Source organism: Achromobacter ruhlandii, assembly GCF_902859695.1.
Classification (GTDB): Bacteria; Pseudomonadota; Gammaproteobacteria; order Burkholderiales; family Burkholderiaceae_B; genus Achromobacter; species Achromobacter ruhlandii.
This window is the reverse complement of the sequence record NZ_CADIJL010000028.1, coordinates 1-22,791: the sequence shown is the minus strand read 5'-3', so window position 1 is coordinate 22,791 and position 22,791 is coordinate 1. Positions and strand designations below refer to the sequence as shown.

General features: G+C 66.6%; 18 protein-coding genes. 11 read left to right on the top strand and 7 right to left on the bottom strand.

What is annotated here, in order from left to right:
- Positions 1 to 33: 33 nt before the first annotated feature.
- Positions 34 to 933 (bottom strand): lipid A hydroxylase LpxO, encoded by a 900-nt coding sequence (gene lpxO / locus HV742_RS25005; protein WP_049072645.1) that lies wholly within the window; start codon positions 931 to 933, stop codon positions 34 to 36.
- Positions 934 to 1,062: 129 nt separating this feature from the next.
- Between lpxO and dnaE the strand changes: the two genes are divergently transcribed.
- From dnaE to HV742_RS24970, 7 genes are read left to right on the top strand one after another with little or no spacing between them, the layout of a single operon-like run.
- Positions 1,063 to 4,554: a DNA polymerase III subunit alpha gene (gene dnaE / locus HV742_RS25000; RefSeq protein WP_059269703.1), complete on the top strand. Its 3,492-nt coding sequence runs from the start codon at positions 1,063 to 1,065 to the stop codon at positions 4,552 to 4,554.
- A complete protein-coding gene (locus tag HV742_RS24995; RefSeq protein ID WP_175146645.1) occupies positions 4,554 to 5,645 on the top strand; it encodes a glycosyltransferase family 4 protein in 1,092 nt (363 codons plus the stop codon). Before dnaE ends, HV742_RS24995 begins: the two co-directional genes overlap by 1 nt.
- Complete coding sequence (locus HV742_RS24990; protein WP_059269705.1) at positions 5,642 to 6,490, top strand: polysaccharide deacetylase family protein; 849 nt, start codon at positions 5,642 to 5,644, stop codon at positions 6,488 to 6,490. Before HV742_RS24995 ends, HV742_RS24990 begins: the two co-directional genes overlap by 4 nt.
- Positions 6,487 to 7,242 (top strand): glycosyltransferase family 2 protein, encoded by a 756-nt coding sequence (locus HV742_RS24985; RefSeq protein ID WP_049072650.1) that lies wholly within the window; start codon positions 6,487 to 6,489, stop codon positions 7,240 to 7,242. The genes HV742_RS24990 and HV742_RS24985 overlap by 4 nt, the downstream gene beginning before the upstream one ends.
- Positions 7,239 to 8,354, top strand: a complete 1,116-nt coding sequence (locus HV742_RS24980) for a glycosyltransferase family 4 protein (RefSeq protein ID WP_175146644.1) — start codon at positions 7,239 to 7,241, stop codon at positions 8,352 to 8,354. Before HV742_RS24985 ends, HV742_RS24980 begins: the two co-directional genes overlap by 4 nt.
- A 17-nt stretch (positions 8,355 to 8,371) precedes the next feature.
- Positions 8,372 to 9,097 (top strand): polysaccharide deacetylase family protein, encoded by a 726-nt coding sequence (locus HV742_RS24975; protein ID WP_100504340.1) that lies wholly within the window; start codon positions 8,372 to 8,374, stop codon positions 9,095 to 9,097.
- Complete coding sequence (locus tag HV742_RS24970; protein ID WP_175146643.1) at positions 9,072 to 10,220, top strand: glycosyltransferase family 4 protein; 1,149 nt, start codon at positions 9,072 to 9,074, stop codon at positions 10,218 to 10,220. The genes HV742_RS24975 and HV742_RS24970 overlap by 26 nt, the downstream gene beginning before the upstream one ends.
- 82 nt (positions 10,221 to 10,302) lie before the next feature.
- Here the strand turns inward: HV742_RS24970 and HV742_RS24965 are convergent, their stop codons facing one another.
- Genes HV742_RS24965 through HV742_RS24955 form a run of 3 tightly spaced genes read right to left on the bottom strand, consistent with a single transcriptional unit; the run spans position 10,303 to position 12,332 of the window.
- Positions 10,303 to 10,578: a YkgJ family cysteine cluster protein gene (locus HV742_RS24965; RefSeq protein ID WP_049077601.1), complete on the bottom strand. Its 276-nt coding sequence runs from the start codon at positions 10,576 to 10,578 to the stop codon at positions 10,303 to 10,305.
- A 2-nt stretch (positions 10,579 to 10,580) separates the two neighbouring features.
- Entirely contained in the window at positions 10,581 to 11,345 is a 765-nt protein-coding gene (locus HV742_RS24960; RefSeq protein WP_049072656.1) for a YdcF family protein, read from the bottom strand.
- A 15-nt stretch (positions 11,346 to 11,360) separates the two neighbouring features.
- A complete protein-coding gene (locus HV742_RS24955) occupies positions 11,361 to 12,332 on the bottom strand; it encodes a glycosyltransferase family 9 protein (RefSeq protein WP_175146642.1) in 972 nt (323 codons plus the stop codon).
- Positions 12,333 to 12,441: 109 nt separating this feature from the next.
- Between HV742_RS24955 and msbA the strand changes: the two genes are divergently transcribed.
- The 3 genes from msbA to HV742_RS24940 all read left to right on the top strand — a co-directional run bounded on the left by msbA (position 12,442) and on the right by HV742_RS24940 (position 16,456).
- A complete protein-coding gene (gene msbA, locus HV742_RS24950; RefSeq protein WP_049072658.1) occupies positions 12,442 to 14,217 on the top strand; it encodes a lipid A export permease/ATP-binding protein MsbA in 1,776 nt (591 codons plus the stop codon).
- A 48-nt stretch (positions 14,218 to 14,265) separates the two neighbouring features.
- On the top strand, positions 14,266 to 16,083 hold the full coding sequence (locus tag HV742_RS24945) for a monovalent cation:proton antiporter-2 (CPA2) family protein (protein WP_175146641.1): 1,818 nt from the start codon (positions 14,266 to 14,268) through the stop codon (positions 16,081 to 16,083).
- Positions 16,084 to 16,228: 145 nt separating this feature from the next.
- Positions 16,229 to 16,456: a hypothetical protein gene (locus tag HV742_RS24940; RefSeq protein ID WP_175146640.1), complete on the top strand. Its 228-nt coding sequence runs from the start codon at positions 16,229 to 16,231 to the stop codon at positions 16,454 to 16,456.
- A 48-nt stretch (positions 16,457 to 16,504) separates the two neighbouring features.
- On the opposite strand, the gene HV742_RS24935 is transcribed toward HV742_RS24940, so the two are convergent.
- Positions 16,505 to 17,650, bottom strand: a complete 1,146-nt coding sequence (locus HV742_RS24935) for a GGDEF domain-containing protein (protein ID WP_054418317.1) — start codon at positions 17,648 to 17,650, stop codon at positions 16,505 to 16,507.
- A gap of 146 nt (positions 17,651 to 17,796) precedes the next feature.
- Between HV742_RS24935 and HV742_RS24930 the strand changes: the two genes are divergently transcribed.
- Positions 17,797 to 19,284, top strand: a complete 1,488-nt coding sequence (locus HV742_RS24930; protein ID WP_049072663.1) for a sensor domain-containing diguanylate cyclase — start codon at positions 17,797 to 17,799, stop codon at positions 19,282 to 19,284.
- Between the two features lie 66 nt (positions 19,285 to 19,350).
- Here HV742_RS24930 and HV742_RS24925 read toward each other — a convergent pair whose 3' ends face one another.
- Both HV742_RS24925 and rng read right to left on the bottom strand, forming a co-directional pair.
- The gene (locus HV742_RS24925) at positions 19,351 to 20,055 is read right to left on the bottom strand and encodes a DUF3053 domain-containing protein (protein ID WP_049072664.1); all 705 of its coding nucleotides are present in this window, start codon (positions 20,053 to 20,055) and stop codon (positions 19,351 to 19,353) included.
- Between the two features lie 288 nt (positions 20,056 to 20,343).
- Positions 20,344 to 21,825 (bottom strand): ribonuclease G, encoded by a 1,482-nt coding sequence (rng, locus tag HV742_RS24920; RefSeq protein ID WP_049072669.1) that lies wholly within the window; start codon positions 21,823 to 21,825, stop codon positions 20,344 to 20,346.
- Positions 21,826 to 22,791 lie beyond the last annotated feature (966 nt).

The window sequence follows — 22,791 nt, the reverse complement described above, 5'->3', positions numbered from 1 at the left end:
GTGATGACCGCGCGATCCGCGCGGTCGATCCGATCACAGGGCGATGAAGCCCGCGATCACCAGGATGATCAGGCCGTACTTGGTGGCCTTGTAGACGTTGCGGTTCCAGGCCTTGAAGGCCTTGCGCTTCTGGTCGATGACCCAGTGCGCATGGGTCAGCTTGTTGATGGCGCCGGTCTGGTCGCCGCCGTCGTTGGGCGAGCTGGCCGCCGACATCACCACGCGGCCGAACCAGCGGTTGAAGGCTTCGGCCCAGCCCCACTTGAGCGGCCGCTCGACGTCGCAGAACAGGATGATGCGGTTCTGGTCGGTGTGGTTGTAGGCCTCATGCACGTAGGTCTCGTCGAACACCACGCTTTCGCCGTCGCGCCAGCTGTAGGTTTCGCCGTCGACGATGATGTGGCAGCGGTCGTCGTTGGGCGTGGCCAGGCCCAGGTGGTAGCGCAGCGACCCGGCGAACGGGTCGCGGTGCGGATTGAGCTGGCCGCCTGGCGGCAGTTCGGCGAACATGGCCGCCTTGACCTTGGGCAGCGTCTTCAGGATGGCCACCGTCTTGGGGCACAGTTCCTCGGCCGAGGGGTGGCGGGCGTCATACCACTTAAGGTAGAAGCGTTTCCAGCCGTACTTGAAGAACGAATTGAAGCCGATGTCGTTGTGGCTGTCGGCCGCCTTGATGCGGCGCATCTCGGCCATCTGCAGGGCTTCGTCGCGGATCGTCTCCCAGTTGTCGTCCAGCACCTTGAGCTCGGCGATTTCGCTGGTGGTCAGGTAGGGCGTCGACGGCACGCGCGAGCTCAGCACCATGAAGGCGTTGATCGGCGCCAGCAGCACCGAGTGATCCAGCAATTGCCGGCCCAGCGGCAGCTTGACGCGGCCACGGAAGTGCGCGAACAGGATGGCGGCGAGCCAGATCCCGGGTATCAGCCATTTCATACGTAAATCTCGTCCTGCGGCGGGTGAGTCAGGTCTAATCGTCTATTGTTACACAGGGGCGCCGGACGCACGTCGGCGCGATCGCTCCGGCGGCGCTTTTCGACCGCCCGACTGGGTACAATTCCTACCATGTCCGAAGCCGTAACAACCCCGTCCCCATTTGTCCACCTGCGTGTCCACTCCGAGTTCTCGGTGGTGGACGGCATCGTGCGCATCCCCGACCTCATCAAGCGCGTGGCCAAGCTGGGCCAGCCCGCGGTCGCCCTGACCGATCTGTCGAACCTGTTCGGCCTGATCAAGTTCTACAAGGGCGCGCGCGGCGCGGGCATCAAGCCCATCGCCGGCTGCGACGTCTGGCTGAGCAACGACGAAGATCCCGCCAAGCCGTTCCGCGTGCTGCTGCTGGTGCGCAACCACCAGGGCTACCTGAACCTGTGCGAACTGCTGTCGCGCGCGTTCCTGACCAACCAGGGCAAGGGCCGCGCCGAAATCCGCCGCGAATGGCTGCAGGGCCAGGACGGCCTGATCGTGCTGTCGGGCGGCCGCGGCGGCGACGTCGGCCAGGCGCTGGACGCCGGCAACGCAGTGTCGGCGCTGGCGCTGGCGCGCCAGTGGGCGCACCTGTTCCCGGGCAGCTACTACATCGAACTGCAACGCGCCGGCATGGATGGCGATGAAGCCTACACCCAGGCCGCCATGCGCCTGGCAGGCGAGGCCGGCCTGCCGGTGGTGGCCACCCACCCGGTGCAGTTCCTGGACGAATACGAATTCCAGGCGCACGAGGCCCGTGTCTGCATCGCCGAAGGCGAGATCCTGGCCAATCCGCGCCGCGTGCGCCGCTTCACCAAAGAGCAATACCTGCTCAGTTCCGAAGAAATGGCGCGCCGCTTCGCCGACGTGCCCTCGGCGCTGGCCAATACGGTCGAGATCGCCAAGCGCTGCAACCTCAGCCTGGTGCTGGGCAAGCCGCGCCTGCCGAATTTCCCCACGCCCGACGGCGTGTCGCTGGACGACTACCTGGTGCAGCTGTCCGAAGAGGGCCTGGAAAAGCGCATGGCCTTCCTGTTCCCGGACGAGGCCGAACGCGAATCCAAGCGCGAGCAGTACTACGAGCGTCTGCGCTGGGAATGCAAGACCATCATCCAGATGGGCTTCCCGGGCTACTTCCTGATCGTGCAGGACTTCATCAACTGGGGCAAGAACAACGGCGTGCCGGTCGGCCCGGGCCGGGGTTCGGGCGCCGGTTCGCTGGTGGCGTACGCGCTGGGCATCACCGACCTTGATCCGATCCGCTACGACTTGCTGTTCGAGCGCTTCCTGAACCCCGAGCGGGTCTCGATGCCCGACTTCGATATCGACTTCTGCCAGGACAACCGCGAACGCGTCATCGACTACGTCAAGGAAAAGTACGGCCGCGCCGCCGTGAGCCAGATCGCCACCTTCGGCACCCTGGGCGCCAAGGCCGTGGTGCGCGACGCCGGCCGGGTGCTGGACATGCCCTACATGTTCTGCGACGGCCTGTCCAAGCTGATCCCGTTCAATCCGATGGATCCGTGGACGCTCGAACGCACCCTGAAGGACGAGCCGGCCTTCAAAGACCGCTATGAGCAGGAAGAGGAAGTGCGCGCGCTGGTGGACCTGGCCAAGCCGCTCGAAGGCCTGACCCGCAACATCGGCATGCACGCCGGCGGCGTGCTGATCGCGCCCGGCAAGCTCACCGACTTCTGCCCGCTGTATTGCCAGCCGGGGCAGGAAAACAGCGCCGTCTCGCAGTTCGACAAGGACGACGTCGAAGCCGCCGGCCTGGTCAAGTTCGACTTCCTGGGCCTGCGCAACCTGACCATCCTGGACTGGGCCGTGCGCTACGTGCGCCAGTTCAACGAGGACAAGCGCGACTTCGATGTCATGGCGCTCAGCCTCGACGATCCGGCCGCCTACAAGATCCTGTGCGACGCCAACACCACCGCCGTATTCCAGCTGGAATCGCGCGGCATGAAGGAACTGCTCAAGAAGCTGCGGCCCAACACCTTCGAAGACATCATCGCCATGCTGGCCCTGTACCGTCCGGGGCCGCTGGAATCGGGCATGGTGGACGACTTCGTCAACCGCAAGCACGGCCGTGCCGCGGTGGACTACTTCCACAACGATCTGGAGAGCACGCTCAAGAGCACCTACGGGGTCATCGTCTACCAGGAACAGGTGATGCTGATCTCGCAGATCATCGGCGGCTACTCGCTGGGCGGCGCCGACCTGCTGCGCCGCGCCATGGGCAAGAAAAAGCCCGAGGAAATGGCCAAGCACCGCGAGCTGTTCGAGAAGGGCGCCAAGGAAAAGGGCCACGATCCGGATCTCGCGGTCAAGCTGTTCGACCTGATGGAGAAGTTCGCGGGCTACGGCTTCAACAAGTCGCACTCGGCCGCGTACGCGCTGATCTCGTACCAGACCGCCTGGCTCAAGGCCTACCACCCGACCGAGTTCCTGGCCGCCACCATGTCCTCCGACATGGACGACACCGACAAGGTCCAGATCTTCTGCCGCGACGCCCAGGACAACGGCGTCGAGGTGCTGCCGCCAGACGTCAACTTCTCGGGCTACCGCTTCGAGCCGGTGGCCGACAAGTACACCGAAAAGGGCAAGCCGCCGCGCACCATGCGCTACGGCCTGGGGGCGGTCAAGGGCACCGGCCAGGGCGCGGTCGAGGACATCCTGCGCGCCCGCAAGGAAGGCGGCCCGTTCCAGAACCTGTTCGACTTCTGCCGCCGCGTCAGCAAGCACGCGGTCAACCGCCGCACCATCGAGGCCCTGATCAAGGCCGGCGCGTTCGACACCATCGAGCCGAACCGCGCCGCCATGCTGGCTTCGGTGCCGACCGCCATGGAAGCGGCCGAGCAGGCTGCCCGCAGCGCCAACCAGTCCTCGCTGTTCGGCGACGACAGCAGCGACGTGGTGGCCGGCGAGCTGGCCAAGGTGGCGCCGTGGGACCTGCACAAGAAGCTCACCGAGGAAAAATCGGCGCTGGGCTATTACTATAGCGGCCACCTGTTCGACGCCTGGCGCGACGAAGTGCGCCAGATCGTGCCGATGCAGCTCGCGCGGGTCGAGCCGCAGCGTGACCTGCAATGGATGTGCGGGGTGCTGGCCAGCGTGCGCGTCATGATGACGCGCCGGGGCAAGATGGTGTTCGCGGTGCTGGACGACGGCACCGCGCAGGTCGAGATCTCGGTTTTCAACGAACTCTACGAAAAGCACCGCAACCGCCTGCGCGAAGACCAGCTGGTCATCGTCCAGGGCAAGGTCAGCAACGATGACTATTCGGGCGGCATGCGCATCGTCGCCGAGCAACTGTACGACCTGCAACTGGCGCGCGAGGCGCGCGCCAAGTCGCTGCGCGTCAAGCTCAACGGCGGCGCCGACGCCGCGCGCCTGCGACAGATGCTCAACCCGTTCCGCGCCGAGCCCGAGAACGGCATCCCCGGCGTGCCGGTGGACATCGTCTACACCAAGAACAATTTCCTCTGCACGGTGCGGCTGGGCGAGGAATGGCGCGTGCGCATGGCCGACACGCTGCTCGAGAACCTGAACGCTTGGACCAAGCCGAATGGCGTGGAGGTCACGTACTGATGCACATCGTCCACTCGGAAGCCGCCACCAGTTTCGGCGGCCAGGAAGGCCGCATCTTCAAGGAGATGAACGCCATGCGCGCGCGTGGCCATCACCTGGAAGCCATCTGCCAGCCGACCGCGCTGCTGGCCGAGCGCCTGTCGGACGCCGGCTTCACCGTCCACACGCTGGAGATGGACGGGCCGGTCAATTACCTGAAGGGCGTCGCCGCCATCCGCCGCATCCTGCGCGAAGGGCGCTTCGACGTGCTCAACACCCACAGCCGGCGCGACACCGTGATCGCCGCGGCGGCTGGCCGCCTGGCGGGCACGCCGCTGATCGTGCGCACCCGCCACCTGTCCAACAAGGTCGGCTCGCTCTGGTCGTACACGCGCCTGCCGCATCGCGTCACCACCGTCAGCGACCACGTGCGCGAGCACCTGATCGAACGCGGCGTGCCGGCCGATCGCGTCGCCACGGTCTATTCGCCGATCGTGCTGCCGCCGCCGGTCGAGCATTCGACCCTGCGCGAGGAACTCGGGCTGGCGCCGGACGATCTGGTGGTCGGCTGTGTCGCCGTGATGCGCGCCACCAAGGGCCACAAGGACCTGATCGACGCCATCGCGCCGCTGATGGCCACCCGGCCCAAGCTGCACCTGGTGTTCGTGGGCGGCGGCTCGCCGGTGTTCGAGCAGACCCAGGCCTACGTGGCCGAACGCGGCCTGGCCGATCGCATCCACCTGATGGGCACGCGCCGCGATGTGCCCAATCTGCTGGCCGGCTGCGACCTGTTCGCGCTGGCGACCCAGCAGGAGGCCTCCGGCACCGTCTACGTCGAAGCCCAGGCCAGCGGCCTGCCGGTCATCGGCACCGACGTCGGCGGCGTGTCCGAGATGTTCCGCGACGGCGAAACCGGCATCCTGGTGCCGCCCAAGGACCCGGCCGCGCTCACCGCCGCGCTCGAAAGGCTGATCGACGACGCCGCCTTGCGCCAGCGCATGGGCGAGGCTGGCCGCAAGATGGTCTGGGAAGAGGGCGTGTTCTCGCCCGCCCGCCTGGCCGAAACCACCGAGGCCGTCTACACCCGCTGGTTGGCGGAGCGGCGCCGATGAATGCGCCCAACGTCCCGGTGCTGATGTACCACCACGTCACGCCGGCCGGCGGCATGATCAACGCCATGCCCGACGTGTTCGAGGCCCAGATCGCGCGCCTGGCGCGCGCCGGCTACCAGTCGCTGTCGGCCGACCAGTTCGCCGCCTACCTGGCCGGCGCGCCGGCGCCCGAGCGCTCGGTGCTGATCACCTTCGACGACGGCTATCTCAACAACTGGGTCCACGCCCATCCGGTGCTGGCGCGCCATGGCATGCGCGCCGTGCTGTTCACCATCACAGGCTGGATCGGCGACGGCCCGGTGCGTCCGCATGCCGGCCAGGGCCTGCCGCTGCCGGCCACGCCCGACCACGACGCCAGCAAGAAGCTGATCGCCGACGGCCGCGCCGACGATGTCATGCTGCGCTGGAGCGAAATCGAAGCAATGCGGGCCGCCGGCACCTTCGAATTCCATTCGCATACCCACACCCACACGCGCTGGGACAAGGTCTGCGGCGCCGATGTCGAGGCCAAGAAGGCCCACATTGCGCAGGAACTGTCCGATTCACGAGAGACACTGACGCGGCGCCTGGGCGCGGTCAGCGATCATCTGTGCTGGCCGCAGGGCTATTTCGACGCCGACTACGTGGCGGCCGCCCGGCAGGCGGGCTTTCGCCACTTGTACACTACCGACCCTTTCGGCCAGAACACCCCTGGCGCCGACCCCGGCCACATCTACCGCTTCGCGGTGCGCAATCAGGGCGGCTCCTGGTTGAACCGGCGCATCTGGCTGTCGCGCGATCCCTTCTGGGGACCGCGCTATCACGCCTGGAAGGCCTGGAAAAAGCGTCTTAGGAATCGCGGATGAAGTTATCAGTCATAGTCATCACCAAGAACGAAGCGGCCAATATCGCCGAGTGCCTCAAGTCGGTCGCCTTCGCCGATGAGTTCATCGTGGTGGATTCGGGCAGCACCGACGGCACGGTGGAGCTGGCGCGGGCCTTGGGCGCGCGGGTCGAGGTGACGTCCGACTGGCCCGGTTTCGGCCCGCAGAAGAACCGCGCGCTCGATCTGGCCAGCGGCGACTGGGTGCTGTCGATCGACGCCGACGAACGCGTCACGCCCGAGCTGGCTCGCGAGATCCAGGACACCCTGGCCGCGCCGCGCGCCGACACCTACGAGATCGCCCGCCTGTCGAATTTCTGCGGTCGCGATATCCGCCACAGCGGCTGGTGGCCCGACTACGTGCTGCGCCTGTTCAAGCGCGGCGCGGCGCGCTTCAACGACGCCGCCGTGCATGAACGCGTGGTGCCGGCCAATGGCCAGCCGCCGCTGCAGCTCAAGGGCCATTTCCATCATTACCCGTACGACAACCTGGACGCGCTGGTCACCAAGATCAACCGCTATTCGTCGGACGCCGCCGCCATGATGTACGCCAAGGGCAAGCGCACCTCGGTGTTCGGCGCGCTGGGCCACAGCTTCTGGACCTTCGTGCGCATCTACCTGATCCGGCGCGGCTTTCTCGACGGCCGCCATGGGCTGGTGCTGGCCGTGACCGCGGCGGCGGGCAGTTTCTTCCGTTATTCGAAGCTGATGTTCCTGGCCGAGAAGAACAAGTGAAGATCCTCTACACCAATTTCCACGCCGGCAACGGCGGTGGACACGTCACCTACATCATCAACCTGTGTCGCGCCCTGGCGGCCGATCACCAGATCACGGTGGCCGCGCCGGCCAGCAGCCGGCTGTACCGCTACGCCAAGGCGATTCCCGGCGTCACGGTGGTGGACATGCGCTACACCACGCGGCCGTCATCCTGGTTCGGCGACCGGGCGCGGCTGCGCCGCCTGATCAAGCAGGGCCGCTTCGACATCATCCACGCCAACGGCTCGGCCGACCACAAGCAGGTCATGCTGGCCACGCTGGCGATGGCGCGCCGCCCGCGCATCGTGTTCACCAAGCACAACGACCACCCGGTCTCCAGCTTCGGCCACAAGCTGCGCGTGGCGCTGGCCACCGACCACAGCATCGCGGTCAGCGACTACATCCATCGGCTGCTGGCCGATTCGCCCTACCGCAAGCGGCCGATCACCACGATCCGCCATGGCATCGACACGCGCTTTTTCGCGCCGCCTCCGCCCGACAGCCTGGACAAGCTGCGCGAGATTTTCTTCGGCCCGGACTGGCGCGGCAAGCTGCTGCTGGGCAGCGCCGGCGGTACCGATTACGACAAGGGCTGGCTCGACCTGGTGGCCGCCGTGGCGGCGCTGCCGCCGGGCGACAGGGAGCGCGTGCTGCTGCTGGTGGCCGGCGACCCGCCGTCCGAGGCCAAGCTCGAGCGCGTGCGCGACCTCGGCATGCTCGACCAGGTGCGCTTTCCCGGCCTGCTCGACGACGTGCGCGCGGCGCTGGCCTCGTGCCACGCCGGCTTCGTGCTGTCGTACCGCGAGGCCCTGTCGTTCGCCTGCCGCGAGATCATGGGCCTGGGCCTGCCGGCGCTGGTGACCGACGCCGGCGGCCTGCCCGAGAACGTCACCGACGGCGTCGACGGCTGGATCGTGCCGGTGCGCGACGTGACCGCCATGACCGCGCGCCTGCGCCGCATGCTGGACGACCCGGCGCAGGTCCGCGCCATGGGCGCCCATGCGCGCCAGACCGCCGAGCGCGACTTCAACCTGGCGCGTTTCGCGCAAGCCACGGTCGACGTCTACCAGCGGACATTGGGCGGACACTGAGCCTCTATAATCGCGCCATGTCTATCCCAATTCTCATGTACCACCAGATCGGCGAGCCCAACCCCAAGGGCACGCCGTTTCGCGGCCTGACGGTGCACCCGGATGATTTCGCGCGTCAGATGCGCTGGATGCGCTTCCTGGGCTACCGCGGCCTGTCGATGCGCGACATCATGCCGTACGTGCGCGGCGAGCGCCACGGCAAGGTGTTCGGCCTGACGTTCGACGACGGCTACCGCAACGTGGTCCAGAACGCGATGCCGGTACTGGACAAGCTGGGATTCACCGCCACCAACTATCTGGTGGCCAACCAATTCGACGGCGGCAACGTCTGGGACGCCAAGATCGGCATCCCGTTCTCGCCGCTCATGACGGTCGACGAGATGCGCCAGTGGGCCGCGTCCGGCCACGAGGTCGGCTCGCACACGCTGGACCACGTCCATCTGCCCGAGATGACGCCCGAAGAGGCCCGCCGCCAGATGGTCGAATCCAAGGACGTGCTGGAACAGGCCCTGGGCGCGCCCGTCACCGCCTTCTGTTATCCCTACGGCGATCATGGCCCGGAACACCTGGTCATGGCGCGCGAGGCGGGCTACGACAACGCCACCCTGACCAAGCGCGGCCTGGCCAGCGCCAGCGACGACCCCTTCGGTTTGCCGCGCGTGACGGTGTCGCGCTCGACCGGCATTTTCCGTTTCCTGCAGAAGTGCCTGACCCGCTATGAAGACAAGCGCGGGCGCGGCTGAGCGGCGGCTGCGCATCGCACTGCTGGTCGACCGCTTCGGCAACCGCTTCGGCGGCGCCGAGGCCTACGGGGTCGAGCTGATGCGCGTGCTGGGCCAGCGCCACGACGTTTCCGTGGTGGCGCGCGACTTCGACAGCGACCTGCCTTTTCCCTTCCTGCCGGTGCGCTTTCCTGGCTGGTTGCCCAGCTGGATGCGGGTGTTGTATTTCGCCTGGAAGGCCGACCGCCTGACCCGCGGCCGCTATGACATCGTGCACTCGCACATGAATGGCTGGGCCGGTGAAATCCAGGTCATGCACGTCACGCCGGTGCGCTACAACCGCCTGACGCGCGTCAAGCCGCTCAAGCGCGCGCTCGCTTGGCTCAGCCCGCGCCTGGCCACCTACCTGTTGCTGGAGAAATCGCGCGTGCGCCGCGCGCCCGCGCGGCGCGTGGTCGCGGTGTCCGGCCTGATCATGGACCAACTGCACCGCAGCTACGGCCCGGGGCTGCCGGTCGAGATCATCGCGCCCGGGGTCAAGCTGCCGGCGCCCGAGTCCGCCGCCGCGCGCGCCGCCACCCGGGCGCAGGTCGGCTGGGATGCCGACACCGTCGGCTGCCTGCTGGTGGCGCGCAATCCGCTGCGCAAGGGCCTGCCGGCGCTGCTCGATGCGCTGGCGCTGCTGCCGCCCAGGTACCGCCTGTTGGTGGTGGGCGCAGACCAGGCCACCCGCGACCGGGTGCGCGCGGCAGGCGCCGTTGCCAGCCGCGTGTCGCTGGTCGACCCGACGCCCGAGGTCGCGCGCTATTTCGCGGCGGCCGACATCTACGCCCATCCGACGCTCAACGACAGCTACGCCATGGCGCCGCTGGAAGCCATGTCGCACGGCCTGCCGGTGGTGGTCAGTTCGCCCGCCTATTGCGGCTTCGCCCAGTACCTGTCGGCGGGCAAGGACGCCCTGATCCTGCAGGACCCGCGCGATGGCGCTCAACTGGCGCAGGCCCTGCAGCGGCTGGGCGACGAGCCCGAACTGCGCGCGGCCCTGTCCGAGCGCGGTCTGGCCATCGCCCGCGACCAGAGCTGGGAGGCCGTGGCGGCGCGCTACGAGGCGCTGTACCAGGACGTGCTGGCCGAGCGCGGCTGACCCCCGCCGCGCCGCGGCCCAAAAACAACAACGGGACCGCCAGGGTCCCGTTTTCATGCAATGCGATCGATACGTCCGCGATTCAATGCGTCGCCGGCGCGGTGGCCCGCTCCAGCTCGCCCAGCCAGCGGATCGCGTATTCGCGATCGCCACCGCACATGTCGGCCTGCGCCTGCAGCCCGCCACAGAAATCCGGCCGCGACGGCTGGCCGAAGATCGCGCAGCGCATGTCCGGCAGCAGCTGGATACAGGGGACGCCGGCCGGCTTGCCATCGGGCATGCCGGGGATCGGCCGGGTGATCGACGGCGCGATGCAGCAGGCGCCGCAGCCCGGCCGGCAGGCCAGCGTTGCCGTCATGCTCAGACCCACCCGCGCAGCCAGTAGACGAACAGCCCGGCGTATTCCTTGATGATGGAACGGCTGGCGTCGAAGGTGCGCTGGTCGGGCAGCCACGGATTCAGGGAACCATCGGCCGGCGCCACGATCTGCGGCGGAGCAGGGGCGGCGATGGCCACCACGCCCTGCTTGGAAAACGCCGCCATGGCGCGCGGCATGTGCAGGGCCGACGTCACCAGCAGCACCTTGCCGATGCCGCGGGTCTTGAGCTGGTCTTCGGTCAGGGCCGCGTTCTCGTAGGTGGTGCGGCTGGCGTTCTCAAGGATCAACGCCGATTCCGGCACGCCTTGCTGGCGGATGGCGTGGGCCATGCCGCGGGCCTCGCTGACGTCGCCTTCCAGCGCGCCGCCGGACAGCACCACCTTCGGCGCGCGGCCCGCCAGGTACAGCTGGGCCGCGGTGTCGACGCGCACCACGGCGGTGTCCTTGTCATAGGGCAGGAACCAGTTGGCGCGGCCATTGGCGGTGTTGCCGCCCAGCACCACGATGGCGTCGGCGGTGGGGGATTCGGCGGGCGGCAGGTGCGGGTAGCGGCTTTCCAGCGCGCCTCCGAGCCACAGCGAGGTCGCCGGCAGCGACCATGCCAGCGCCCAGAGCAGGCCGGCGACGATCAGGGCGCCGCCGGTCTTGCGCAGCCGGAACAGGCCCAGGACGAGACCGACCACCACCAGGGTCAGGCACAGGTTGTAGGGAATGATCAGATTCGTGAGATAGCTGGACATGGTCATTTCAAGACAAACTGTTTACTGCGCATCGTCCAGCATCGCGTTGGCCCGCTGTTCCACCACTTCGCTGGATGGCCACGCCGTTTCCGAACCGACGCATACCGCGCGGGGCGACCACGGGCCGGTGCGGCCGGGCCGCGTGACGCCGAACAGCGTCAGCTCCCGCGCGCCCGCCGCCGCCGCGACGTGCGACACGCCGGAGTCGTTGCAAATCACCAACGCGGCCCGCGCCGTCAGGGCGGCAAACGCACCCAGGGGCAACGGGGGCAGCAACTGTGCCGTGGGGGCGTTGCGCCGGGCTTCGTCGGTTTCCGCTGGAGGGGGGCACATTACCACGGTATGGCCCCGTGCCTGCAGCGCGCGGGTAAGTGTATCGAATCCGGGCCAGACCTTGACCTTGCCTTTGTGCAGGCCGGTCGCCGTGGGGGCGATCAGCACGAAGCGCTGTCCGGCCAGGCCGGCCGCTTCCAGCGCCAGCGCGGCGGCGTTCTCGTGGGCCGGCGTCAGGGGCAGGTCGAGCGTGGGGCCCGGCTCGGCGGGGCCGGTCGGCAGTCCCCAGCGGCCCAGCGCTTCGCGCGTCAGGTGGTGCCAGGACTGCACCGCATGCAGCGTCGCCTCCGGCTTGGCGACCGGCCAGCGTAGCAGGAAGCTGCGGCCGTCGTCGCGGTAGCCGGCCGACGGCACGCCCGCCAGGCGGAACACCAGCGCGCTGGACAACGAATCCGGCAGCAGCAGCCCCCGGGCATGGCGGCCCGCGGCGCCCAGGGAGCGGCGGTGGGCGCCGACCGTCGCACGATCCGGCCCCACTTTTCCCAGCATCGGCAGGAACTCCCGTTTGTCGACGCCATCCAACAGGTCCCGCGCCCAGGGGCGGGCGCAGATCACCAGGGGCAGGCCGGCCGCCTGCAAGGTGCGCAGGCTGGGCAGGCTCATGCAGACATCTCCCACCCAATTGGGCAGGCGAACGTAGAGGCAACTGATTTCGGACATGGACAGGCGCACCGCGCGATAGGAACTGAAAGGGGGGACGCCCGGCCCCGCGCGGCAACGCGTAGCCAGTACAATCCGGGGCACAATTGTATAAAAGCGAGTGATTCCATTGAATTCTGCCGCACGCAACACGCCCGCGGGCTCCCAGCCCGTCAGAGCCGAACTCTGGAGCCGTATCTACAGCCGGGTTGGCTCCTACTGGAAGGGGCTGGTGCTGGCGACCCTGCTGATGGCCGGCGCCGCCGCCACGCAGCCCACGCTGGCCGTCATTATGAAGCCCCTGCTGGACGACGGCTTCTCGGGCGCCAAACCCTACTACGTCTGGGCATTGCCGCTGGCGGTGGTGGGCCTGATCTTCCTGCGCGGGGTCTGTAACTTCTTCAGCGATTACCTGCTGGCCTGGGTGGCCAACAACGTCCTGCTGGGCATGCGGCGCGACATGTTCGAACGCCTGCTGGGCCTGCCGGACGCCGATTTCAAGCGCGGCGACACCGGCCGCCTGCTGAACCGCTTCACCATCGACGCGGGCAACGTCACCGGCTACGCCACCGACGTCATCACCGTGCTGGTGCGAGAAACCCTGGTGGTCATCGCCCTGATCTGCGTGCTGCTGTACACCTCATGGGTGCTGACCCTGATCATCCTGGTCATGCTGCCCGTCTCGGTGCTGATCGCGCGCACCTTCATCAAGCGCCTGCGCCGCATCAACCGCGACACCGTCAACATGAACGCCGAACTGACCCGGGTGGTCAGCGAGGGCATCGACGGCCAGCGCGTCATCAAGCTGTTCGACGGCTACGAGGTCGAACGCGGCCGCTTCGATTTCGTCAGCGGCCGCCTGCGCCGCTTCGCCATGCGCACCGCCACCGCCGACGCCGCCCTGACGCCCCTGACGCAGGTATGCATCTCGATCTCGGTGGGCGCGGTCATCGCCGTCGCCCTGGGGCAGGCCAACAACGGCTCGCTCACGGTCGGCAGCTTCGCTTCCTTCATGGCCGCGCTGGCGCAGATCTTCGACCCCATCAAACGCCTGACCAACCTGGCCGCCCGCATGCAGAAGATGCTGGTGTCGGCCGAAAGCGTGTTCACCCTGATCGACCAGGTGCCCGAAAGCGACACCGGCACGCGCGAGCTGCCCGAGCCCGTGCGCGGCAAGGTCGAATTCCGCAACGTCACCCATCGCTTTTCCGACGCCGACCGCGACACCGTCAACGACGTGTCGTTCGTGGTCGAACCCGGCCAGACCGTGGCGCTGGTGGGACGCTCCGGCAGCGGCAAGACCACGCTGGTCAACATGCTGCCGCGCTTCGTGCTGGCCGACAGCGGCGCCATCTACGTCGACGACGTGCCGATCAACGACCTGAAGCTGCGCAGCCTGCGTTCGCACCTGTCGCTGGTCAGCCAGGACGTGGTGCTGTTCGACGACACCATCGCCGCCAACGTCGGCTACGGCGCCCTGGGCGAGGCCAGCGAACAGCAAGTGCGCGACGCGCTCGCCGCCGCCAACCTGCTGGACTTCGTCGAAGGCCTGCCGCAGGGCATCAACACCCCCGTTGGCGAAAATGCCGCGCGCCTGTCCGGCGGCCAGCGCCAGCGCCTGGCGATTGCCCGCGCCCTGATCAAGAACGCGCCCATCCTCATCCTCGACGAAGCCACCTCGGCGCTCGATAACGAGTCCGAACGCCAGGTGCAGGCTTCGCTCGAACGCCTGATGAAGGGCCGCACCACGCTGGTCATCGCGCACCGCCTGTCGACCGTGCAGAACGCCGACCGCATCATCGTGCTGGACGCCGGCAAGATCGTCGAACAGGGCCCGCATGCCGAGCTGCTGGCCGCGGACGGACTCTACGCCTCGCTCTACAACATGCAGTTCCGCGAAGACTGATCGCGCGCGGCGCCGCGCGCGCCGCGCCAGGCCACCCAGGAGCCGCCCATGTCCCTGCCCGCAGAAGGCAACCAGCTCGTCAACGTCGTCGTTCTGCTGGGGGCGGCGGTCATCGCGGTGCCCCTGTTCAAGCGCCTGGGACTCGGTTCCGTCCTCGGCTACCTGGCTGCCGGCCTGGCCATCGGTCCGTTTGGCATCGGCTGGTTCTCCGATCCCCGCTCCATCCTGCACGTGGCCGAACTGGGCGTGGTGATGTTCCTCTTCATCATCGGCCTGGAGATGCAGCCGTCGCGGCTGTGGAAGCTGCGCGGCGAAATCTTCGGCCTGGGCGTGGCCCAGGTGGTGGCCTGCGGCGCATTGCTGACCGCGGTCGGCCTGGCCGCCGGCCTGTCGGGCCCGGCGGCCTTCATGGCGGCAATGGGCTTCGTGCTGTCGTCCACCGCCATCGTCATGCAGATCCTGGCCGAGCGCGACGAGACCGCCAGCGCCCAGGGCCAGCGCATCGTTTCCATCCTGTTGCTCGAAGACCTGGCCATCGTGCCGCTGCTGGCCCTGGTGGCGCTGCTGGCGCCGGCCGGCACCGGCGAGCATGGCGATCCGTGGCTGCAGGCGGGCATTGCCATCGGCTGCGTGCTGGCGCTGCTGGCGGCTGGCCGCTGGCTGCTCAATCCCTTGTTCCGCCTGCTGGCCGCGGCGCACGCGCGCGAAGTCATGACGGCCGCCGCGCTGCTGGTGGTGCTGGGCGCGGCGCTGCTGATGGAGCTGGGCGGCCTGTCCATGGCCATGGGCGCGTTCCTGGCGGGCGTGCTGTTGTCCGAGTCCACCTTCCGCCACCAGCTGGAAGCCGAGATCGAGCCGTTCCGCGGCATTCTGCTGGGCCTGTTCTTCCTCGGCGTCGGTATGTCACTGGACCTGGCCGCCGTGGCGCGCGAATGGCAACTGATCCTGGCCGGCGTGGTCGTGTTCATGCTGGTCAAGTCCATCGGCGTCTACCTGGTCGCGCGCCTGCTGCGCGCCAGCCATGGCGAAGCGTTGACCCGCGCCGCGCTGCTGGCGCAGGGCGGCGAATTCGCCTTCGTGCTGTATGGCGCGGCCGCCGCCGCCGGCATTTTCGACGCGCACCTGGCCGCGGTGCTGATCGCGGTTGTCATCATTTCCATGGCGTTCACGCCGCTGTGCGTGCTGGCGCTGCGCTGGCTGCTGCCCAAACCCGTGCCGTCGATGGAGGGGGTGGACGTGGCGCAGGACCTGGAAGGCTGCGCCCTGATCGTCGGCTTTGGCCGTTTCGGCCAGATCGTGACCCAGGCGATGCTGGCGCGCGACATGAAGGTATCGATCCTGGATACCGACACCGACGCCATCCGCGCGGCGGCCAAATGGGGCGTCAAGGTGTATTACGGGGACGGTACGCGTATCGACATGCTGCGCACCGCCGGCGCCGAAACCGCCAAGGCCATCCTCATCTGTATCGACAATCCGCAGTCGGTCGACCACATGGTCAAGCTGATCAAGGCCGAATTTCCGCTGGTGCAATTGGTGGTGCGCGCCTACGACCGTATCCATTCGCTGGCCCTGGCCAAGGAAGGGGTCGACTATCAGGTGCGTGAAACCTTTGAATCGGCCCTGGTCTTCGGCGAAGCCGCGCTGCGCGCCGTCGGCGTGCCGCCGGACGAGGCCGCCGAAGTCGTGGCCGATGTGCGCAGGCGCGACAGCGACCGCTTCGACCTGGAGGTGGCCGGCGGGCTGTTCGCCGGACGGTCGCTGCTGTACGGCAACATGACCGGCCCGGCCGATGGGAGGAATGACCAACCGGACCGCGAAACGGTGGCGCCGGCGGGTCACGCCGACCCTGGCGCGCCGGCATGACCGGCGTGTGACAGGCCGATCGATTTACGTATTACAGCCTCTTTGCATTACTTTACGCATCATTTCACGCGCAAGCCCGGGCGGCTGAGGTAGATTTATCTCCAACCGCGCTTCACTTCCGAAGCGTCTCTGCCAGGAGGCTGCCATGCTGCAATCGGATCGGATTTCCACGACCCCGCACGTTGTCGGGTTTGAGCTGGCAAGGCGCCAGGCGATGACCCTGCGTTGCGGCTTTTCCGCCGGCGCCATGCGCCAGCTGGTCCAGGCGGCGGGCAGCGCCGGTCAGGCCTGGGCCATCAATGCCCACCGCGAAACCGACAAGGTCCGCAGCGCCAAGGCCTTTCCCTTCCGCATCGCCGCCACGGCGACCTGACGCCGGTCCGGACGCGTGGCCGTGGGGGGGCGCGCGCCCGGCTACCGGTCAGAGTTGGGCCATCGCCGCCCGGCTCTTGCCGGCCGACTTGGCCAGGTACAGCGCCCGGTCGGCCGCGTGCAGCACCGCCGCGGTGTCGGCGCCGTGCCGCGGAATCAGCGCGATACCGATGCTGCCACCGATGTAGATCGGCATTTCCTGTTGAAGATCATAGGGTTGCCGGACCCTGTCGATGATGCGCTCGGCAAACCGACGGATGTCCTCCGCGCTGTCCAGCCGCATCAGCAACACGAATTCATCGCCGCCGATGCGCCCCGCCTCGGCATCGGATGGCTTGAGCGCTAGCAGCCGCTCCGAAACCTGCCTGAGCAGCGCGTCGCCGGTGCCGTGGCCATACGTGTCGTTGACCGACTTGAAGCCGTCCAGGTCCAGGTACAGCACCGCGAACTCGGCCTTGCCCTGGCCCGCGCGGCCCACGGCCAGATCCAGCGCCCGCAGCAGTCCATATCGGTTCAGCAAACCGGTCAGTGAATCCTGCCGCGCCTGGCGCTCGTTTTCGCGCTCGGCCAGCATGGTCGACACCAGCATGGCGTTCAGGCGATACGAAGCCATCGACATCGTCGCCATATAGAGCGGCACCTGCACCAGCACCAGCCAGAAAATGGGTTCCCTGGTAAACAGGGCGGCCAGCGCGCACGGCCCCACGCTTAGCGCAACCATCGTGGCAGACAAGCGTGGCGCGCCGAAATTGCGCACGCAGATCCCGCCGACCATCGATGCGGCGGACAGGCAGGCCAGCGTCGCCGCGATCCAGTCGCCGCTGATGAGGCTGATGAAGGTGCCGTAGCCGACGCTGCCGGCCCAGAGCAGCGCCAGCACGACGTACAGATCGGTCGGGGTCGGTCGGCCGGCCAGCGCCGAGCGGCGGGCGGACACCAGTACCGCGATGCGCGAGGCGCAGATCATCAATTCCAACGCCAGCCATATCAGGAACGGCGGGTCGGGACGGCGCAGCGTGATCAACGCGGCCACCAGCAGCGTATTGATGATGCCGCCAAAGAAAATCGGCAGCGAACCGAACAGCCCGCGGACCAGCGCGACCCGGATATCGGGCGGCACATTGCGGCCCGGATCGATCAGCCACCGCGTGAACCGCAGGGTGGGCACGCTGTAAATCCTGTCCGTGTTATTCATAGATTTGTTAAATGGGATAGGAAAACGTCACGCCGACGCGCCATGGTAGCGCCGCGTACGCGTGCTTGCCTGCGCGGGTAGGCTTGCGGCATTATGACCCGTAAAAAATGCACGACACCCCACCGCGATAGCGAAGGAGCGCCGTCTTGAAGTCCCACGGGTTATTACACCGCAGTCTGTATGCCCTGGCGGGGCTGATCGCCATCGGTATCTGCGCCGCCGCCGTCGCGTTGCTGTGGATGGACAGGCGCATCACCTGGAACCTGGCATACGTGGCCGCCAGCAATCTGGCGGAAGTTCTCTCGGCCGATATCGGCCGTACCATCCGCGTCTACGACCTGTCGCTGCAGGGCGTCATCGAGCGACTGCACGAGCCCGACATCGAAAGCCTGCCCCGCGCCACCCTGCAGCGCTTCCTGTTCGACCGCGCCGCCAGCGCCGAGTATCTGGGCACCATCCTCATCCTGGACAAGGATGGCAATATTCGCTATGACTCGCAGAGCCTGCTGCCGTCGAACGTGAATTTCGCCGATCGTGATTTCTTCCAGATCCATCGCGACAATGCCGATGTCGGCATGTACATCAGCCGCCCCTATCTCAGCCGCCTGCGCGGCGGCGACGAAAGCATCGGCATCAGCCGCCGGATCTCCAATCCGGATGGCAGTTTCGCGGGCGTGGTCTCCGGCTCGTTGCGCCTGGCGTATTTTCGCGAGCGCTTCGCCAGCCTGTCGATCGGCCCCCGCGACGCCATCACCATCTACCGTAACGATGGCGTCGTGATCGCGCGGACGCCTTATTCATCGCGGGATCTCGGCTCGGACATTGGCCAGGCGCTCGATTTCCAGCAGTTCGTGGCACGGCGGGAGGGCGTGTTCGTCGGCGTGCTGGCGCCCGACGGTGTCAACCGCCTCTACACATTTGACAGCGTGCCCGGAGCGCCCTTGATCATCGATGTGGCGATGGCGGTCGACGAGGTGCTCGAGCCCTGGGTGCGTCGCGCAATGCTGATCATCCCCGTCACGCTCGCGCTGTTCGCCTCGGTGATGGCGCAGATCGTCCTATACCGGCGCGAGACCCGCTTGCGGCGGGAGGTCGAGAGCCAACTCGAGAAAGAGGCCCAGACCGACGGCCTGACCGGTATCGCCAATCGCCGCACGTTCGACGAAGCCCTGGCGCGCGAATGGGCCAGCGCCGCGCGCGAGCGCCAGCCGCTGTCGTTGCTGTTTCTCGACGCCGACCGCTTCAAGCTCTACAACGATCGCTATGGGCACCAGGAAGGCGACCAGTTGCTCAAGATGCTGGCGCTGACGGTTCGCGGCAAGGCGCGACGCCCGCGTGACCTGCCGGCGCGTTATGGCGGCGAGGAGTTTGTCGCGCTGCTGCCCGATACCCCGAAGGAGCGAGCGCTGGAAGTCGCCGAACGCATCCGCGAGGCCGTGGTTGGCCTGCGCGCGCAGCATGAGGACAACGAGGGCGGCATCGTGACGGTCAGCATTGGCGTGGCCACGGTGATACCCGGACCGGACGACGATGTCGCCACCCTGGTCGAGGCGGCTGATGCGGCGGTCTATCGGGCCAAGGAGATGGGGCGGAACCGGGTGGTGATGGCGGACGACCCCGCCGCTGCCGGCTGACCCTCGTGCTGGCAAAAAAAAGGACGGCCGCGTCGGGCCGTCCTGTCGTCGATCAACGACGCGGGATCAGCGTCCGCCCAGCATCACCGCCTGCAGGCGGGTCTGCGCCTGCTGCACCTTCTGCGCCTGCGCGCTCAGCTCCTGCAGCAGCTTGTTCAGCTCGGCCAGCACGGTCGGATCCTGCACGCGCGGGGCCGGGCCCGACAGGTCGATCTGGGTCTTGTGGGCTTCCACGTACTCCGCAACCTTCAGGCTGCTGTCCAGCGTGCCGCTGATTTGCGGCAGCACTTCGCGGAACGTGTTGGCCGGCACGGTCACGGTCTTGTCATAGGCCTTGTCGTACACCGCCTTCAGGTCGTCGGGCTGCTTGAGCTGCGCATGCGCGGCGTCGGCCTTGCCCTGTTCCTTGGTCAGGGCCTCGCCCATGTCCTTGAGCGCGGTCTGTACCGTCTTGATGTCGTCGCGGCGAGCAATCACATCGTTCAGCGAACGCACGGCGCCTTTCTGCATCAGGCTGCCCATCGGCTTGACCGAAGCATCCATGCCGGCATTGAAATCGGTGATAACCGCATACTGGGCAGCGTAGTCGCCGAACGACTTCTTTTCTTCGTCCGTCAGCTGCGGCACGCGCACGCCGGGCTTGTCGACGATGCGGGTCTGCAGGAACTGCATGAACGCGGCGCGTTGCTCGGGTTCTTTGTTGCCGCAGGCGGCCAGCACCAGCGGCAGGGCCAGGGCCAGCAGCAGGAATGGACGGAACAGGGTTTTCATTACGTGATTCTCCGGAAAACATGGGAAATGGCGCAGCCCTCTGACTTCTGGGGCCAGCCAGCCGGTGGCGAGCTTATCGGGTCATCGTCGCCGTCGCCATCGGTTTCAAACTTCATTTCAATCGAAGTGTCGCGATACAAAATTCACACACATTGACGTGAAAGTTTGCGCCGCAACTGATAACGGCGATGATCCAAAGGGGGCGCCAACGGCAGGAAAGCCGCGATGGCGGCTTTCCTGTATCACGCATCATGCGGAACCTGCCGCGTAGCGGCAAGGCAGCGAGCATCAAACTAGGATGATGTCGTATTTTTCCTGCGAGTATGTGTTCTCCACTTCCAGCGACACGCGCTTGCCCACGAAGTCGCCCAGCATCGCCAGGTGCTGGCTTTCCTCCTCCAGGAACAGATCCACGACGTCCTGCGACGCCAGGATGCGGAATTCCTTGGGATTGAACTGGCGCGCTTCGCGCAGGATCTCGCGCAGGATCTCGTAGCAGACCGTGCGCGGCGTGCGCACGTTGCCGCGCGACTCGCACATGGGGCAGGGTTCGCACAACTGATGCGCCAGCGAATCGCGGGTGCGCTTGCGCGTCATCTCCACCAGGCCAAGCTGGGTGAAGCCGTTGACCGTCATGCGGGTACGGTCGCGCGCCAGCGCCTTTTTCAGTTCGGCCAGCACGGTCTCGCGATGCTCCTGTTCCTCCATGTCGATGAAGTCGAGGATCACGATGCCGCCCAGGTTGCGCAGCCGCAGCTGGCGGGCGATGGCCTGCGCCGCTTCCAGATTGGTCTTGAAGATGGTGTCGTCGAAGTTGCGGCCGCCAACGAAGCCCCCTGTGTTGACGTCGACCGTGGTCAGCGCCTCGGTCTGGTCGATGATCAGGTAGCCGCCCGACTTCAGATCGACCCGGCGCGACAATGCCCGCGCGATCTCTTCATCGACATTGGCCGTATCGAACAGGGGGCGCTCGCCGCTGTAGTGCTGGATGCGATCAACCACGGATGGCGTATAGATGCGCGCCCATTCCAGCATTGCCGCGGTCGTGGTGCGGGAATCCACCAGGATCGCGCCGGTGCTCGGGCCGACCATGTCGCGCAGCACCCGCTGCGCCAGCGTCAGATCCTGGTGCAGCAGTGCCGGCGCAGGCTGGGTGCGGGCGGCCGCCTGTACGCTGGTCCACAGCTTGCGCAGGTATTCCAGGTCGGCCGCAAGCTCCTCGTCATTGGCGCCCTCGGCCTGCGTGCGCACGATGAAGCCGCCTTTCTCTTCGGCCGGCATCAGCGCCTGCAGGCGTTCCCGCAGTTGGATGCGCTCGGACTCCGAATCGATCTTCTGCGAAATACCGATGTGCGGATCATGTGGCAGGTACACCAGCATGCGGCCAGCCATGCTTATCTGCGTCGACAGCCGCGCGCCCTTGGTGCCCAGGGGATCCTTGACCACCTGGACCATGATGGTCTGCCCCTCGAACAGCAGCTTCTCGATGGGCGTGGGCGTCAGGCCCTGGCTGCGCTCGCTCCGGTTCTCGCGCAGGTCCGCGATATGGATGAAGGCGGCCCGCTCCAGGCCGATGTCGATAAAGGCGCTCTGCATGCCCGGCAGCACCCGGACCACTCGTCCCAGATAGATATTGCCGACATGTCCGCGCTGGATGCTGCGCTCCACGTGCAGCTCCTGCACCGATCCCTGCTCGACCAGCGCGACGCGGGTCTCGAAGGGCGTGACGTTGATCAGGATATCTTCGCTTAACGCGATGGTGGGGGGCATGGGGGCATCATCTCCAGGGTAAGGGCAGTGCAAGGCGAATAGTAAACGTAGCGGAGCGCCGGGCAAGCATTGCGATAGCCCAAGGGCAAGACGACCTATCTATATATATAGATAGGCGGACACCGCATGGATTCCGGTGACCGCGCGGTGGAGCAGGCGGGCATAGCGCTATCTATATAGAGAGACGCACCATTGGGCAAGTGCCGCGGCGGGGAAGAGGGCGGCCCGTGGAAATCAGATATCGGGGCGGCCCGCAAAATTCATCAGACTTTTTGCGTCCGGCGTGTGACAGCCCAAATTTCTGTGCTATAGTCTCGCTCCTTCGCAGTTCACGCAGTTTTGTGAGCCGCGAAGCCAGGCAAGTGCAACGGATTTGGCGCCACGGCGACGAATCTGCCGCAGGGCAGCAAGGCGGTGAGTCAGCGATGATTTTCTCGAACCGGCGGCCAGCGAATTTTGCGTAAGTCGGTGCAAATCAGGCAGAAGCCAGTTGCACGATCTGCAAAAATTGTGCTATAGTCTTGGGCTTGGCTGGTGACGGCAAATCAGGGTTTACCCGATAGGGTGGTCTGAGTGGCGTTGCGAGCCGGCTGGGCGGTAACCAACCTCTGGAGCGATCCGGGGCTGCTGCGAAGTGAAGCGATTCACGAGGTGGCGGGGTTGCAAGATGGGATGCAAATTAGGCAAAAGCCGGTTGCATAATCTGCAAAAGTTGTGTTATAGTTTCGGGCTTGGCAGTTACCGAAAACTTAGGGTTAACCCTGATATTTCGATAGCTGCTAAAGAGAAAGCCAGGCGCGAGCCTGGTGAGACCTGAAGAGGTCGTAGGCAAGGCAGTGAAGTGAATCAAACGAAGCTGACTTGACAAACGATAAAAACTTCTTCATAATCTCGTTTCTCTGCTGCTGACACAGCGATCGACGCGAAAGCGAAATCGCCGAAGAAAGCAGAAGATGCAGTAAGTAG

What these genes read in the sequence shown, in the direction of transcription:
- HV742_RS24935 (WP_054418317.1), bottom strand. Translation starts at nt 17,650, where the DNA reads ATGAATAACACGGACAGGATTTACAGCGTGCCCACCCTGCGGTTCACG.
- HV742_RS24990 (WP_059269705.1), top strand. Translation starts at nt 5,642, where the DNA reads ATGAATGCGCCCAACGTCCCGGTGCTGATGTACCACCACGTCACGCCG.
- dnaE (WP_059269703.1), top strand. Translation starts at nt 1,063, where the DNA reads ATGTCCGAAGCCGTAACAACCCCGTCCCCATTTGTCCACCTGCGTGTC.
- lpxO (WP_049072645.1), bottom strand. Translation starts at nt 933, where the DNA reads ATGAAATGGCTGATACCCGGGATCTGGCTCGCCGCCATCCTGTTCGCG.
- HV742_RS24960 (WP_049072656.1), bottom strand. Translation starts at nt 11,345, where the DNA reads ATGACCATGTCCAGCTATCTCACGAATCTGATCATTCCCTACAACCTG.
- HV742_RS24940 (WP_175146640.1), top strand. Translation starts at nt 16,229, where the DNA reads ATGCTGCAATCGGATCGGATTTCCACGACCCCGCACGTTGTCGGGTTT.
- HV742_RS24985 (WP_049072650.1), top strand. Translation starts at nt 6,487, where the DNA reads ATGAAGTTATCAGTCATAGTCATCACCAAGAACGAAGCGGCCAATATC.
- rng (WP_049072669.1), bottom strand. Translation starts at nt 21,825, where the DNA reads ATGCCCCCCACCATCGCGTTAAGCGAAGATATCCTGATCAACGTCACG.
- HV742_RS24955 (WP_175146642.1), bottom strand. Translation starts at nt 12,332, where the DNA reads ATGTCCGAAATCAGTTGCCTCTACGTTCGCCTGCCCAATTGGGTGGGA.
- HV742_RS24925 (WP_049072664.1), bottom strand. Translation starts at nt 20,055, where the DNA reads ATGAAAACCCTGTTCCGTCCATTCCTGCTGCTGGCCCTGGCCCTGCCG.
- HV742_RS24970 (WP_175146643.1), top strand. Translation starts at nt 9,072, where the DNA reads ATGAAGACAAGCGCGGGCGCGGCTGAGCGGCGGCTGCGCATCGCACTG.
- HV742_RS24995 (WP_175146645.1), top strand. Translation starts at nt 4,554, where the DNA reads ATGCACATCGTCCACTCGGAAGCCGCCACCAGTTTCGGCGGCCAGGAA.
- HV742_RS24965 (WP_049077601.1), bottom strand. Translation starts at nt 10,578, where the DNA reads ATGACGGCAACGCTGGCCTGCCGGCCGGGCTGCGGCGCCTGCTGCATC.
- HV742_RS24975 (WP_100504340.1), top strand. Translation starts at nt 8,372, where the DNA reads ATGTCTATCCCAATTCTCATGTACCACCAGATCGGCGAGCCCAACCCC.
- HV742_RS24945 (WP_175146641.1), top strand. Translation starts at nt 14,266, where the DNA reads ATGTCCCTGCCCGCAGAAGGCAACCAGCTCGTCAACGTCGTCGTTCTG.